The 13,956-nt window shown below is 72.2% G+C and carries 11 protein-coding genes and 1 pseudogene; 3 read left to right on the top strand and 9 right to left on the bottom strand.

The window, feature by feature from the left end; genetic code table 11:
- Positions 1 to 16: 16 nt before the first annotated feature.
- The 5 genes from ACWGIH_RS42185 to ACWGIH_RS42165 form a co-directional block, all read right to left on the bottom strand.
- On the bottom strand, positions 17 to 640 hold the full coding sequence (locus ACWGIH_RS42185) for a GntR family transcriptional regulator (protein WP_453452084.1): 624 nt from the start codon (positions 638 to 640) through the stop codon (positions 17 to 19).
- A 149-nt stretch (positions 641 to 789) separates the two neighbouring features.
- Positions 790 to 2,580 (bottom strand): 2-oxoglutarate dehydrogenase, E2 component, dihydrolipoamide succinyltransferase, encoded by a 1,791-nt coding sequence (gene sucB, locus ACWGIH_RS42180; RefSeq protein ID WP_453452085.1) that lies wholly within the window; start codon positions 2,578 to 2,580, stop codon positions 790 to 792.
- A 65-nt stretch (positions 2,581 to 2,645) separates the two neighbouring features.
- A complete protein-coding gene (gene lpdA, locus ACWGIH_RS42175) occupies positions 2,646 to 4,034 on the bottom strand; it encodes a dihydrolipoyl dehydrogenase (protein ID WP_453452086.1) in 1,389 nt (462 codons plus the stop codon).
- Between the two features lie 303 nt (positions 4,035 to 4,337).
- Complete coding sequence (locus ACWGIH_RS42170; protein WP_453452087.1) at positions 4,338 to 5,873, bottom strand: leucyl aminopeptidase; 1,536 nt, start codon at positions 5,871 to 5,873, stop codon at positions 4,338 to 4,340.
- 188 nt (positions 5,874 to 6,061) lie between these two features.
- Positions 6,062 to 6,844: an adenosylcobinamide-GDP ribazoletransferase gene (locus ACWGIH_RS42165; protein ID WP_453452088.1), complete on the bottom strand. Its 783-nt coding sequence runs from the start codon at positions 6,842 to 6,844 to the stop codon at positions 6,062 to 6,064.
- Between the two features lie 164 nt (positions 6,845 to 7,008).
- Between ACWGIH_RS42165 and ACWGIH_RS42160 the strand changes: the two genes are divergently transcribed.
- Positions 7,009 to 7,770, top strand: coding sequence for a hypothetical protein (locus ACWGIH_RS42160; RefSeq protein WP_453452089.1), 762 nt, complete (start codon positions 7,009 to 7,011; stop codon positions 7,768 to 7,770).
- Here ACWGIH_RS42160 and ACWGIH_RS42155 read toward each other — a convergent pair.
- The 3 genes and pseudogenes from ACWGIH_RS42155 to cobT form a co-directional block, all read right to left on the bottom strand.
- Positions 7,716 to 8,435 (bottom strand): annotated as a pseudogene (locus tag ACWGIH_RS42155) (hypothetical protein); the annotation flags it as partial. The gene ACWGIH_RS42160 and the pseudogene ACWGIH_RS42155 overlap by 55 nt on opposite strands.
- The gene (locus ACWGIH_RS42150) at positions 8,432 to 10,180 is read right to left on the bottom strand and encodes a phosphatidylglycerol lysyltransferase domain-containing protein (protein ID WP_453452090.1); all 1,749 of its coding nucleotides are present in this window, start codon (positions 10,178 to 10,180) and stop codon (positions 8,432 to 8,434) included. The gene ACWGIH_RS42150 and the pseudogene ACWGIH_RS42155, both read right to left, overlap by 4 nt.
- Positions 10,181 to 10,237: 57 nt before the next feature.
- Entirely contained in the window at positions 10,238 to 11,413 is a 1,176-nt protein-coding gene (gene cobT, locus ACWGIH_RS42145; protein WP_453452091.1) for a nicotinate-nucleotide--dimethylbenzimidazole phosphoribosyltransferase, read from the bottom strand.
- 223 nt (positions 11,414 to 11,636) lie between these two features.
- Between cobT and ACWGIH_RS42140 the strand changes: the two genes are divergently transcribed.
- The gene (locus ACWGIH_RS42140; protein WP_453452092.1) at positions 11,637 to 12,374 is read left to right on the top strand and encodes a class I SAM-dependent methyltransferase; all 738 of its coding nucleotides are present in this window, start codon (positions 11,637 to 11,639) and stop codon (positions 12,372 to 12,374) included.
- 9 nt (positions 12,375 to 12,383) lie between these two features.
- Here ACWGIH_RS42140 and ACWGIH_RS42135 read toward each other — a convergent pair whose 3' ends face one another.
- Positions 12,384 to 13,583: a bifunctional adenosylcobinamide kinase/adenosylcobinamide-phosphate guanylyltransferase gene (locus tag ACWGIH_RS42135; protein ID WP_453452093.1), complete on the bottom strand. Its 1,200-nt coding sequence runs from the start codon at positions 13,581 to 13,583 to the stop codon at positions 12,384 to 12,386.
- A gap of 90 nt (positions 13,584 to 13,673) precedes the next feature.
- Between ACWGIH_RS42135 and ACWGIH_RS42130 the strand changes: the two genes are divergently transcribed.
- Positions 13,674 to 13,895 (top strand): hypothetical protein, encoded by a 222-nt coding sequence (locus ACWGIH_RS42130; RefSeq protein WP_363208308.1) that lies wholly within the window; start codon positions 13,674 to 13,676, stop codon positions 13,893 to 13,895.
- Positions 13,896 to 13,956 lie beyond the last annotated feature (61 nt).

Here is a 13,956-nt window from a genome sequence, read left to right as displayed (position 1 = left end):
AGCCCCTCGGGGCAGCTCAGGCGCGCGGCGCGCAGCCCAGTACGTGGGACTTCACCAGATCGGCGATCGCGGGATCCCGCCGCCGGAAGGCCGAGACCAGGGCCTCGTGCTCCTCCGCGTACGACTGCTGCACCGTGCCGAGCCACCGGATCGAAAGGGCGGTGAAGACCTCGATGCCGAGGCCCTCCCAGGTGTGCAGCAGCACGGAGTTGTCCGCCGCCCGCACCAACTCCCGGTGGAAACCGACCGTGTGCCGCACCTGCGAGGTCCCGTCGGCGGCCCGGTCCGCCTCGTACAGCGCGGCGACATGGGGTTCGAGCGCCGAGCAGTCCTCGGCCAGGCTCTCCGCCGCCAGCTCGGCGGCGATGGCCTCGAGACCCGCACGGACGGGGTAACTCTCCTCCAGGTCCGCCGCGGTCAAGTTCCGTACGCGTACACCCTTGTTGGGCGCCGACTCGATGAGCCGCAGCGTCTCCAGCTCCCGCAGCGCCTCTCGTACGGGAGTCTGCGAGACCTCGAGCTCCACGGCGATCCGCCGCTCCACGATCCGCTCGCCCGGCTGCCAGCGCCCGCTGACGATCCCCTCCACGATGTGCTCGCGGATCTGTTCGCGCAGCGAGTGAACGACGGGCGCGGTCATGTGGGCTCCTCCGGCGGGGGCAGCGCCCCCAGGGCGTTGTGACCCCTAGACAATACGGCGACGCCCCCGCTCGGAAACCTCCGAACGGGGGCGTACGCGCTGATGAGACGAGTGTTACAGCCCTGGGGGCCGCAGCACCAGCGGCGGAACTACAGGCCGAGCTCGACCTCGAACTCGCCGGCCTCGAGGATCGCCTTGACCGTGGTCAGGTAGCGGGCGGCGTCCGCGCCGTCCACCAGACGGTGGTCGTAGGAGAGCGAGAGGTACGTCATGTCCCGCACGGCGATGGTCTCGCCGAGGTCCGGGTGGTTGATGACGACCGGGCGCTTGACCGTGGCACCGATGCCGAGGATCGCGGCCTGGTTCGGCGGCACGATGACCGTGTCGAACAGGGCACCGCGCGAACCGGTGTTGGAGACCGTGAAGGTGGCGCCGGACATGTCGTCCGGGGTGAGGCCACCGCCACGGGCCTTGCCGGCCAGCTCGGCGGTCTTCTTGGAGATACCGGCGATGTTCAGGTCGCCCGCACCCTTGATGACCGGCGTCATCAGACCCTTCTCGGCGTCAACGGCGATGCCGATGTTCTCCGAGTCGAAGTACGTGATGGTGCCCTCGTCGTCGTTGATCCGGGCGTTGACGACCGGGTGGGCCTTCAGCGCCTGGGCGGCGGCCTTGACGAAGAACGGCATCGGGGAGAGCTTGACGCCCTCACGGGCCGCGAACGCGTCCTTCGCCTTGGCGCGCAGCTTCATCAGCTTCGTGATGTCGACCTCGACGACCGAGGTCAGCTGGGCCTGCGAGTGCAGCGCCTTCATCATGTTGTCGCCGATGACCTTGCGCATGCGGGTCATCTTGACGGTCTGGCCGCGGAGGGGAGAGGCCTCCAGGGCCGGAGCCTTCGAGGCGGCACGGCCCTCGGCAGAACCAGCGGCCGGCGCCGGCGCCGACTTCTTGGCCTCGGCGGCCGCGATGACGTCCTGCTTGCGGATACGGCCACCGACGCCGGTGCCCTTGACGTCCGACAGGCTCACGCCGTGCTCGCCCGCGAGCTTGCGGACCAGCGGCGTGACGTACGCGCCCTCGTCGGCCGGGGAGGCCGGAGCGGCAGGCGCGGACGGGGCCGGGGCGGCGGGCTGCGCCGGGGCGGCCGGAGCCGGAGCGGCCGGCTGGGCCGGGGCCGGGGCCTGGGCAGCGGGCTGCGCCGGGGCGGCGGGCTGGGCGGGAGCGGCAGGCTGAGCCGGGGCCGGAGCGGCCTCCTGCTTCGGGGCCTCCTGCTGCGCGGGGGCGGCCGGGGCCTCCTCCTTGGCGGGAGCCGGCGCGGCACCGGGAGCGCCGATGACGGCGAGCTTGGCGCCGACCTCAGCGGTCTCGTCCTCGCCCACGACGATCTCGAGCAGCACGCCCGCGGCCGGGGAGGGGATCTCGGTGTCGACCTTGTCCGTGGAGACCTCGAGCAGGGGCTCGTCCTCCGCGACCTCCTCGCCGACCTCCTTCAGCCAACGGGTGACGGTGCCCTCGGTGACCGACTCGCCCAGTGCGGGCAGCGTGACGTCGGTACCGGAGGCGCCACCGGCCGGGGCTGCCGGAGCGGCAGGGGCCTCGGCGGCGGGAGCCGGAGCCGCGGGGGCCTCGGCGGCGGGGGCCGGGGCCTCCTCCTGCGCGGGCTCGGCGGCCGGGGCCGACTCGGCGGCGGGGGCGCCGCTGCCGTCGTCGATGACGGCAAGCTCGGCGCCGACCTCGACGGTCTCGTCCTCGGCGACCTTGATGGAGGCCAGGATGCCGGCGGCCGGGGAGGGGATCTCGGTGTCGACCTTGTCGGTCGAGACCTCGAGCAACGGCTCGTCGGCCTCGACGCGCTCGCCCTCGGCCTTCAGCCAACGGGTGACAGTGCCCTCGGTGACGCTCTCGCCGAGCGCCGGAAGGGATACGGAAACCGCCATGGTTTCAGTTGCTCCTTACGAAAATTGCGGAAGTCTGTGGTCGTCGCGCCCGTGTGACTGAGAGATCAGTCGTGGGAGTGCAGAGGCTTGCCCGCGAGGGCCAGGTGAGCCTCGCCCATGGCCTCGTTCTGCGTCGGGTGGGCGTGGATGAGCTGGGCGACCTCGGCCGGCAGCGCCTCCCAGTTGTAGATCAGCTGGGCTTCGCCGACCTGCTCGCCCATGCGGTCGCCGACCATGTGGACGCCGACCACGGCACCGTCCTTGACCTGGACGAGCTTGATCTCGCCCGCGGTCTTCAGGATCTTGCTCTTGCCGTTGCCCGCCAGGCTGTACTTGAGGGCGACGACCTTGTCCGCGCCGTAGATCTCCTTGGCCTTGGCCTCGGTGATGCCCACGGAGGCGACCTCGGGGTGGCAGTACGTCACCTTCGGCACGCCGTCGTAGTCGATCGGGACGGTCTTGAGACCGGCCAGGCGCTCCGCCACCAGGATGCCCTCGGCGAAGCCGACGTGCGCGAGCTGGAGGGTCGGCGCCAGGTCACCCACGGCCGAGATCGTCGGGACGTTGGTCTGCATGTACTCGTCGACGAGGACGAAGCCGCGGTCCATCGCGACGCCCTGCTCCTCGTAGCCGAGACCGGCGGAGACGGGGCCGCGGCCGATGGCGACCAGGAGCACCTCGGCCTCGAAGGTCTTGCCGTCGGCGAGGGTCACGCGGACGCCGTCCTGCGTGTACTCGGCCTTCTCGAAGAAGGTGCCGAGGTTGAACTTGATGCCGCGCTTGCGGAACGCGCGCTCAAGAAGCTTCGAGGAGTTCTCGTCCTCGACCGGCACGAGGTGCTTGAGGCCCTCGACCACGGTGACCTCGGCCCCGAAGGACTTCCACGCCGAGGCGAACTCGACGCCGATGACGCCGCCGCCCAGGATGATCGCGGACTTGGGCACGCGGTCCAGGGTCAGCGCGTGGTCCGAGGAGATGATGCGGTTGCCGTCGATCTCCAGGCCCGGCAGCGACTTCGGCACGGAGCCGGTCGCGAGGAGCACGTGGCGGCCCTGGATGCGCTGGCCGTTCACGTCCACCGAGGTGGGGGACGAGAGCTTGCCCTCACCCTCGATGTACGTCAGCTTGCGCGAGGCGATGAGTCCCTGCAGGCCCTTGTAGAGCCCGGAGATCACGTCGTCCTTGTACTTGTGGACGGCCGCCATGTCGATGCCCTCGAAGGTGGCCTTCACGCCGAACTGGCCGGCCTCGCGAGCCTGGTCGGCGATCTCACCGGCGTGCAGCAGCGCCTTCGTCGGGATGCAGCCGTTGTGCAGGCAGGTGCCGCCGACCTTGCCCTTCTCGATCAGGGCGACGTCCAGGCCCAGCTGCGACGCGCGCAGTGCCGCGGCGTAACCGCCGCTACCGCCGCCGAGGATCACTAGGTCGAAAACGGTGCTGGCGTCGTTCGCCACGTCACGTCCTCCATGCATGTGCGCCGTACGCCGGACCCCTTTTTCTCGGGGGACGACCGGTCGGTCGGCTGGTATCGGCCGCTCTTGTTTCGGCCCTGTGGTGGGGGCCCTGTCCTGCCGAGAACCCATCTTCGCACTTGTCGGCGGGAGGTGGGACGGCGGGCCGGGCTGTGAGATGTCTGATTCGCCACGTGAGGGCGTAACCCAGGCGTATGAACGTACGGATTTCGTCGAGGGCGAAATCGGGCAGGGCCCGGACATCTGGATGTCCGGGCCCTGCCGCGCGTACGACAGATCAGCTGGTCAGCCCAGGTCGCCCGCGGCCGTGCGCTCCGCGAGACGGACCAGGGTGCGGACCGCGGTGCCGGTGCCGCCCTTGGGCGTGTAGCCGAACGGGCCGCCCTCGTTGAAGGCCGGGCCCGCGATGTCCAGGTGCGCCCAGGTGATGCCCTCGGCGACGAACTCCTGGAGGAAGAGACCGGCCACCAGACCGCCGCCCATGCGCTCGCCCATGTTGGCGATGTCGGCGGTGGGGGAGTCCATGCCCTTGCGCAGGTGGTCGGGGAGCGGCATCGGCCAGGAGGGCTCGCCCGCCTCTTCGGAGGCGTCGTGGATCGCGGCGCGGAAGGCGTCGTCGTTGGCCATGATGCCGAAGGTGCGGCTGCCGAGCGCCATCATCATCGCGCCGGTCAGCGTGGCCACGTCGACGATCGCGTCGGGCTTGTCCTCGGAGGCCTTGGCGATCGCGTCGGCCAGGACCAGACGGCCCTCGGCGTCGGTGTTCAGGACCTCGACGGTCTTGCCGCTGTACATCCGCAGGACGTCGCCGGGGCGGGTCGCGGAGCCGGACGGCATGTTCTCGGCGAGCGCCAGCCAGCCGGTGACGTTCACCTCGAGGCCCAGGCGCGCGGCGGTGACGACGGCCGCGAAGACGGCGGCGGCACCGGCCATGTCGCACTTCATGGTCTCGTTGTGACCGGCCGGCTTCAGCGAGATGCCGCCCGAGTCGTACGTGATGCCCTTGCCGACGAAGGCGAGGTGCTTCTTCGCCTTGGACGACGTGTACGAGAGCTTCACCAGGCGCGGCGGGGCGTCCGAGCCGACACCGACGCCGAGGATGCCGCCGAAGCCGCCCTTGGTGAGTGCCTTCTCGTCCAGGACCTGGATCTTGATGCCGTGCTCCTTGGCGGCCGCGGTGGCGACCGCGGCGAAGGCCTCGGGGTTCAGGTCGTTCGGCGGGGTGTTGATGAGGTCGCGGGCGCGGTTGAGCTCCTCGGACACGGCGACGGCGCGCTCGACGGCGGCCTTGTACGCCTTGTCGCGGGGCTTGCCGCCAAGGAGGGCGATCTCGGCGAGCGGACCCTTGGCGGCGTCCTTGCCGTTCTTCCCCTTGGCGGAACCATTTTCCTTGTACGCGTCGAAGGAGTACGCGCCGAGCAGCGCACCCTCGGCGATCGCGCCGGTGTCCTCGGCGTCCTCGGCGGGCAGCGCGAACGCGGCCTTCTTCGAGCCGGACAGGGCGCGCGCGGCGGTACCGGCGGCGCGGCGCAGGGCATCGGTGCCGTACGTCTCGTCCTTCTCCGGCACCGTGCCGAGGCCGACCGCGAGGACGACCGGGGCCTTGAAGCCGGACGGCGCGGGCAGCTTGGTCACCTCGCCCTCGCCGCCCGTGGCGCCGAGGGTCTCCAGGACGGAGGCGAGCTTGCCGTCGTACGCCTTGTCCACGGCTTCGGCGCCCGGAGCGACGACCGGCCCCTTGGCGCCCTTCGCGACGCCGACGACGATCGCGTCGGCACGCAGGCCGGACGCGGCGGCAGTGCTGAGAGTCAGAGCAGTCACGGTGGTGAATTCTCGCTTCCGTTGAGTTCCTTGGCCGATGGGGTGGGTCGACCCGCCCGGCGCCAGCCCAGAACGGGCCGGAAAGGCGCCGGACATGAGCCTACGCGCGTCGCGCCCATTCGATCGTGTCGGCGCAGATTCATCCGTTCGTGTCGTCGCTTTCATGTTTCAGCGAAGGCGTCCGTGAATCAGCCGAGGGCGAGGACCACCAGGGCCGTCGTGGCCGCGGTCTCGGCGAGCGCGCCGAACACGTCTCCGGTGATGCCCCCGAAGCGGCGGACGCAGTGCCGCAGGAGGAGTTCGGCGGCGCAGACGGCGAGGAGGACGGCAGCCGCGTACCGCACCGCCTCGTACGCCCCGAAGGGCACGGCGGCGAGCGCGGCCACGGCGGTGACCAGTGCCGTCGCGAGCAGGGACGCACCGCGGGGAACCGTCCCCGCCACCGCTGCCCCGAGCCCTTCCGGGCGGGCCGGCGGGACACCGTCGCGGGCGGCCAGGGTGAGGGCGAGGCGGGCAGCGGCCGCCGAGACGACCGCGGCGAGCGCGCCCCGGGTCCACGAGGCCTCGTAGAGCTGGAAGAGGACGGCCACTTGGGCGAGCAGGACGAACAGCAGTGTGATGACGCCGAAGGGGCCGACGTCGGACTGCTTCATGATGCGGAGCGCCTGGTCGGCCGGCTTGGCGCTGCCGAGACCGTCGGCCGTGTCGGCGAGGCCGTCGAGGTGGAGGCCGCGGGTGAGCGCGGCGGGGGTCGCGGCGGTCGCGGTGGCGGCGAGCAGCGGGCCCGCCCCGAGGGCCATGAGCGCGCCGCCGAGCGCGGCCGCGCAGAGCCCCACCACGAGTCCGGCGAGCGGGGCGCAGAGCATCCCGGCGCGGGCGGCGTCACGGTCCCAGCGGCTGACCTTGACCGGGAGCGCGGTGAGGGTGCCGAAGGCGAAGCGGAGGCCGTCGGCGGGGGAGGTTTGGGACACCGCGGAAGATTACCTGGCGGCTGTCGGGCCTGGCCGGCCGCGGGGTGACCGGGGGTGGGCGGGCGGGATGCGCCGCGTGACGGCGGTGCGGAGAAGGAAGCGGAGAAGCCCCCGCCCGGCCGCGGCGAGGTGCGGCGGGAGAACCCCCGGCCGAGGATGGCCCCATGGCCGACTGGTGGTACCGGAACATCACGGAGCCCGGAAAGCTCCCGCTGCTCCTGGCCCTGCTCTCCTTCGTGGGCTGTTTCCTCGTCACGCGGACCATCACGCGCCTCATCCGCGCCGGCAAGGGCCCCTTCCGGAACATCAGCTCGGGAGACGTCCACATCCACCACGTCGTACCGGGCATCTTCCTCATGCTCGTCGGCGGTTTCTGGGCGGTCGCCGCGGGCCGGCACAGCCTCGCCTCGATGTTCGCGGCGGTCATCTTCGGCGTCGGCGCCGGCCTCGTGCTCGACGAGTTCGCCCTGATCCTCTACCTGGACGACGTCTACTGGAGCGAACAAGGCCGCAAGAGCGTCGAGGTCGTGATGCTCACCGCGGCCCTGGTGGTCCTCATCCTCACCGGCTTCACCCCGTTCGGCGTGAACGACCTGACGCCCGAGGAACGCGGCAACCGCGTGGGCTTCGCCCTGAACATCGCCGTCAACTGCTGCTTCGCCCTGGTGGCCCTGGCCAAGGGAAAGCTGCGGACGGCCCTCATCGGCATGGTGGTCCCACTGGTCGCGCTGGTGGGCGCGATCCGCCTCGCCCGGCCCGGATCGGCATGGGCCAGGCGCTTCTACCGCAACCGGCCCCGCGCCCGCGCCCGGTCGGGCCTGCGGGTCTTCCACCACGACCGCCGCTGGGCGGGACCGCGCCGCAAGATGCAGGACCTGATCGGCGGCAGACCCGACCCGGAACCGCCCCGCCCGCCACGCCGCTGAAGCACCTCCGAGCAGGCGCACAGCACCAGCACGGCCGCGATGGCCGCCAGATGCTCCCTGCCCGCGAGGTTGTTCTTGACGATCACCTCCACGACCATCACGGCGATGACGAGCCCGGCCGTGAACCAGGCCCGGTACCGCCAGCACACGTACACCGCGAGCCCGACCACGGCGGCCGAAGGACCGGTGTCGACGACCTGCGCGTCGGAGGCGGGGAGCCCCAGCGGATGGCCCGGCCCCCACGCGATGCCGACGCGCGCGTAGAGCGTGCCCGCGAGGGTGGCCCCGTAGGCGACGGCGAGCGTGCGCCACCGGCCCACGCAGATCTCCGCGATGCCGAACACCAGCAGGATCTGCGCGAGCGCACCCCAGACGGGCAGGTCGAGCGCGGGCACGAAGAGCGAGAGCGGGGTGCGCAGCAGGGCGAGCCAGAGCGGGTCGTCGGCCCGTACGGAGCCGATGTTCTGGACGAACCGATAGCCCCAGGACTGGTTCTGCGTGAACTGGAGCAGGGCGGTGAGGCAGACCGCGACAAGCGTCATGGGCGCCGCCCGCCACCGCCGTCCGGCTATGCCGTCGCGTACGGCGGCGTACAGCGGTCCCCATTCGGACCGGGCCATGCGGGCCAGGCGGCCGGGCGGGGCCTGCCGGGCGGGGGCGCTCATCGTCGGGACTCCAGGTGCTTGCGGTGCAGCCGCTTCGGCAGGCCCGGCGCCTCCAGGAAGCCCTCCGCACGCGCCGACGCGAGACCGATGCGCGGCAGGTCACCGCTCTTCTCGAAGAGAAGGAAGCGGGGCTCCCAGATCGGGCGGTACTTCGCGTTGGCGCGGTACAGCGACTCGATCTGCCACCACCGCGAGAAGAAGGTGAGCAGTGAGCGCCACAGCCGCAGGACCGGGCCCGCGCCGAGCCGCGAGCCACGTTCGAAGACCGACCTGAACATCGCGAAGTTGAGGGACACCTGAGTGATCTTGATCTCGGCCGCGCGCTGGAGCAGCTCGATGACCATGAACTCCATCAGGCCGTTCTCGGAGTCGCGATCACGCCGCATCAGGTCGAGGGAGAGCCCGCGCGGGCCCCACGGCACGAAGGAGAGGACGGCCCGCAACTCGCCGTCGCCATCGGTGCATTCGAGCATCACGCACCGTCCGTCCGCGGGATCACCGAGCCGTCCGAGCGCCATCGAGAAGCCCCGCTCGGTGGCCCCGTCGCGCCAGTCGTCGGCCCGCTCGAGCAGATACGCCATCTCGTCGGCCGGGATGTCCTCGTGGCGCCGGATCCGCACCTCGTAACCGGCCCGCTTGACCCGGTTGTACGCCTGACGGACCGTCCGCATGGCCCGCCCCTCCATCGTGAACTCGGCTGTCTCGACGATGGCCTCGTCGCCCAGCTCGAGCGCGTCGAGGCCGTGCCGGGCGTAGATCGTGCCCGCCTCCTCGCTCGCGCCCATGACGGCGGGGATCCAGCCGTGCTCGCGAGCGTCGGCGAGCCAGGGCTCGATGGCGCCCGGCCAGGCTTCCGGATCTCCGATCGGATCCCCGGAAGCCAGTGACACACCCCCGATGACCCGGTAGGCGACCGCCGCCTTGGCGCTGGGTGACCACACGACGCTCTTCTCGCGGCGCAGCGCGAAGTAGCCGAGCGAGTCGCGTTCGCCGTACTTGTCGAGCAGTGCGTGCAGCTTGCGCTCGTCGTCCTCGGTGAGCGGGTCGACCGCCTTGCGCGAGCGGAACGCGGCGTACAGGACGGCAAGGAGGAGCAGCGTGCTGAGCACGTTGATGGTGACGTTGACCCAGCCGGGCGTGGCGATGCCCTCGAACCGCCGGTCGTCGGCGGCCAGCGAGACCAGGCGCATCGTGCCGTAGCGCCAGCGGTCGAGGAACGTCGAACGGTGTTCGTCGTGCGCGAGGTTGGTGACGGTGACCAGGAGCGCGGCGATCAGCGAGGTCACGAGCAGCCCGCCGACGGCGACGGCCGCGGCGAGCTTCGGGTTGGAGCGGTCGCCCTTGGCGTAGAACTCCCGCCGCCCGACGATCAGCGAGGCGACGAAGGCGGCGGTCAGGACGAGGGAGATCCAGTTCTGCGCGTACCCGCGGATCTCCGGGAAGACCATCGCGAACGCGAAGAGGAGCAGGAAGAGCCCGCTGAGTACGAGGTTGAGAATCCAGGCGGCGCGTTTGCGGCGGCGCATCGTGATCGCCAGGAACATCGTGAACGCACCGGACGCGAAGCCGGCGGTGAGGAGGTACGGCGTGAAGTAGTTCTCGGTGTTGTGCCGCCGCAGATCCTGGCCGAGGGAGACCCAGACCGCGCTCAGGAGGTTGATGAAGGTGACGGCGCGGAGGTACCAGACGCTGAAGGCTGCGGCGAAGCGCTGACGGCGCCCGGCAGTGGATTGCTCATCTCCCATGAAAAGGGATCATATGGGGCATGCCGGGCCGTCATCGGCTGCGCGCGGACGCGCCGCTCACTCCGCTTCGGGGTCCCCTGCCCTGGGCGGGACACCGGAGACGGTCCTGGTCTTGAGCGCGGCCCCCGGCTCGGGCTCGGTCCCCGGCTCGGGCTCGGGCTCTGCCACCGGCTCGGGCTCCGGCTCCGGCTCCCGCTCCGGCAGTTCGGCGGAGAGCGCCGCCGCGGCCCGCACCAGTGGCAGTGCGAGCAGCGCGCCCACGCCCTCGCCGACCTGCACGCCCTGCTCGAGTACGGGGTCGAGCGCCATCCGGTCCAGGGCCTTGGCCTGCGCGGGCTCCCCGCTGTTGTGCCCCGCCAGCCACCAGTCCGGCGCCCGGAAGGCGACCCGCTGGGCCACGAGTGCCGCGGCCGAGGCCACCACGCCGTCCAGGACGACCGGGGTGCGCCGTACCGCGCACTGCAGCAGGAAACCGGTCATGGCGGCGATGTCCGCACCGCCCACCGTCGCGAGCAGCTCCAGCTGATCCCCGAGCACGGGCCGCGCCCGCCGCAGCGAATCCCGTACCGCCGCGCACTTGCGCATCCACGCGAGGTCGTCGATCGGCGAGCCGCCCCGCCCGGTGACCACGGAAGCATCGGTTCCGCACAGCGCGGCGACCAGCGTGGCCGCGGGCGTCGTGCCACCGACGCTCACATCGCCGAGCACGACCAGGTCCGTCCCCGAGTCCGCCTCCTCGTCGGCGACGGCCATCCCGGCCCGCACGGCGGCCTCGGCCTCCTCCGTCGTCAGCGCGTCCTCGATGTCGACGCGACCCGAGCCGCGCCGCACCCGGTGCCCCGCGACCTCCGCCGGAAGCTCGGCCGGGTCGCAGTCGAGGGCCATGTCGACGACCCGGACGGGCACGTCGAGACGGCGCGCGAGAACGGAGACGGGGCTGACGCCGGAGAGCACGGCGCGCACGAGTTCGGCCGCGCTGCCCGCGGGCCGCGCGGACACATCGAGGCCGGCGACCCCGTGGTCACCCGCGAAGAGGATCACGCGCGGTCGCTCGATCGGCTTGACCGGTACCGACGACTGGGCGGCGGAGAGCCACTCGGCCAGCTCGTCCAGGCGGCCGAGCGCTCCGGGCGGCACGCTCTGCCGTTCCCTGCGCTCCTCGGCGTCGCGGCGGATCCCGCCGTCGGGCCGCTCGATCAGGTCGGTGAAGTCGTCGAGATTCAGCGAGCTCATTCGCCGAACAGTACCGGCAGGGTCAGGGCCCGGCTCGAACGGCCCGGCAGCAGGCGTCCCCCCGCGCGCGAGGCCGGCGGGACCGGCCGCCTGCACGGTGTCGTTGCGCCGGTGACGATGATCCTTTACGTACCGTTTGGGTGGGTTGTCGCACTGATCGCACGCGCACCGTCCGCACCGCTCGTACCGTCCGCACCGCCCGACAGAGGAGCCCGCCACGCCCATGGACGCAGCCCAGGCCGCCGCCGCCCAGGCCGAGAAGATCTTCACCGTCCCGTGCTCCACCCGCCGCCACCGGGCCCGGGCCCGCGCGATGGGCAGGTTCATCGAGCCCGAGAGCTGGCTGGACATCGAGACGGGGCTCGGGCACTTCCCCGCCGTCGCCCAAGGGGTGCATCCGTACACCGCCTTCGACGGCCTCGACCTCACCGGGCGCGTGGAGGAGGGCCGCAGGGCCGGCCGTGTGGAGGAGGCCCACCGCGGGCTGCTTGCCGACCTGGCGCCGAAGCTCGCGGGGCGATACGACGCGCTGAGCATGTTCCACTACCTGGAGCGCAGCGCCGACCCGCGCATCGAACTCATCGCCGCCCGCACGGTGTTGCGGCCCGGCGGCCATCTGATGATCGAGGTCCCCGAGCCGCGCAGCCGGTACGCCAGGATCCTCGACACGGGGTGGATCAGGCCGCAGCCCTACCACCGCATCCCGTCCGCCGCCCTGCACGCCGAGCTGGAGAGCCTCGGCTACACCGTCGTGGCCACCGACCGGCGCGAGCCGCACATCCCCTTCGACCTGACCGCACGGCTCGCCGTCACCCTCGGCCGCATCCGTGCCGCGGCCCGCATCGCGGTGCCGCTCCTGGCCGCGGCAGCCCTGGCCGACCGGCTCCTCGCCCCCGTGGTGAGCCGCACCCGCTTCTCCAACGCCTACCGGGTCATCGCCCGCCGCGACCCCACCGCGTGAACGGCCGGGTCAGCAGCGCAGGGTGAGCGCCTGACCCGCCACGACCATCAGCACGTGCTCGCACTCCGAGGCGAACGCCGCGTTCAGACGGCCCAGTTCATCGCGGTAGCGGCGGCCCGACGCGGTCGCCGGGACGATGCCGGAGCCGACCTCGTTCGACACGGCGACGACCGTGCGCCGGGTCGCCCGCACCGCGTCCGTCAGCTCGGCGACCCGCTTGCGCAGCGCCCGCTCGCCACCGCCCGCCCACTCGTCGTCGTCCCACGCGTTCACCTCGTCCATGGCGTACGTCAGCCACAGCGACAGGCAGTCGATGAGCAGCGGAGGGCCGTCCTCCGCGAGCAGCGGCACGAGGTCGCAGGTCTCCGCCGTGTTCCACGACCCGGGCCGCCGCTCACGGTGGGCGCTCACCCGGTCCGCCCACTCGGAGTCGCCGTTCCTGGTGCCGCCCGTGGCCACGTACAAGACCTCGGGGAAGGCCTCGAGGCGGCGCTCGGCCTCCACCGACTTCCCCGACCGTGCGCCGCCGAGCACGAGGGTGCGGCGCGGCACGTCCGGCACGTCCTCATAGGCGCCGACCACCAGCGTCGCCCCGTCCGGCACGGCCCGCGCACCGGCGGCCGCCAGCCTGCGGGTCAGTTCCGCGCCCGGCGGCACCTCGTGGCCCAGATGGACGGCGACGACGTCCGTGGTCGGTCCGATCGCCCCGGTGGCCCGCAGCCGCGCGAGACCGTCGGGGCGCCCGACCACATCGGCGAGGACCATCTCGTACGCGGGCTGCTCGTCCGGCAGCCCGGCCGGCGCACCGCCCGGAGGCAGATACAGCAGCCGCTGGCCGTCGGGACCCACGACTTCGTACCCCGTGCCGGGGTGGTCCATCGCCACGGCGCGCACCCGGTGCCCGGTGAGCAGCGCGAGCTCCCGCCCGTCGGGCACCCGGCCCGGCTGCGGCAGGCCCGCGGGCACCTCCACCGAGGGGCCGTCGTGCGGATGGGAGAGGAGCACCTGGCGCACGCCGGCGAGCGAGTGCCCGGAGCGGGCGGCCGCGAAGGCGGCGCCAGGAGTGAGGTCGAGCAGCAGGACGCCGTCCACCAGGAGTGCGGTGGCGGCGCGCGCCGCGCCGCCGAGCGCGGTCGCGCAGGCCGCGCAGGGGCAGCCGGGACGGGGCAGGCCTTCGGGGGCGCCGGTGCCGAGCAGAGTCAGTTCCACAGGAAGATCCTCCCGCGTCACCGCGAGCGCCGCTCGCCCGGCTAGGCTGCCAAGGGCTTCACACAGCTGTCGGACCATCGGGAGGCTGGCATGGCGGCATGGACGTGGCGGTTCGAGAAGGCGGACGGGACGGAGGTCCAGCCCGCTCTGACGCCCGAGGAGTTCACGACTCAGGGGGACGCGGAGTCGTGGCTCGGCGAGTTCTGGAAGGAGCTCGCGGAAGGCGGCGCCGACCAGGTGTCGCTCTTCGAGGACGCGAACAAGATCTATGGGCCGATGAGCCTGCACGCGGAGGATGCGGCGCAGGGGTGAGTGACGCCCGAACGTGAGGGGGGGGCCCCCGGGGGCCGGGGCCCCCCCCCCCCCCCGCCAA

The organism is Streptomyces sp. NPDC054872 (assembly GCF_053610705.1).
This window is presented reverse-complemented; position numbering and strand designations above follow the sequence as displayed.

What these genes read in the sequence shown, in the direction of transcription:
- ACWGIH_RS42185 (WP_453452084.1), bottom strand. Translation starts at nt 640, where the DNA reads ATGACCGCGCCCGTCGTTCACTCGCTGCGCGAACAGATCCGCGAGCAC.
- sucB (WP_453452085.1), bottom strand. Translation starts at nt 2,580, where the DNA reads ATGGCGGTTTCCGTATCCCTTCCGGCGCTCGGCGAGAGCGTCACCGAG.
- ACWGIH_RS42160 (WP_453452089.1), top strand. Translation starts at nt 7,009, where the DNA reads ATGGCCGACTGGTGGTACCGGAACATCACGGAGCCCGGAAAGCTCCCG.
- ACWGIH_RS42150 (WP_453452090.1), bottom strand. Translation starts at nt 10,180, where the DNA reads ATGGGAGATGAGCAATCCACTGCCGGGCGCCGTCAGCGCTTCGCCGCA.
- cobT (WP_453452091.1), bottom strand. Translation starts at nt 11,413, where the DNA reads ATGAGCTCGCTGAATCTCGACGACTTCACCGACCTGATCGAGCGGCCC.
- ACWGIH_RS42140 (WP_453452092.1), top strand. Translation starts at nt 11,637, where the DNA reads ATGGACGCAGCCCAGGCCGCCGCCGCCCAGGCCGAGAAGATCTTCACC.
- ACWGIH_RS42130 (WP_363208308.1), top strand. Translation starts at nt 13,674, where the DNA reads ATGGCGGCATGGACGTGGCGGTTCGAGAAGGCGGACGGGACGGAGGTC.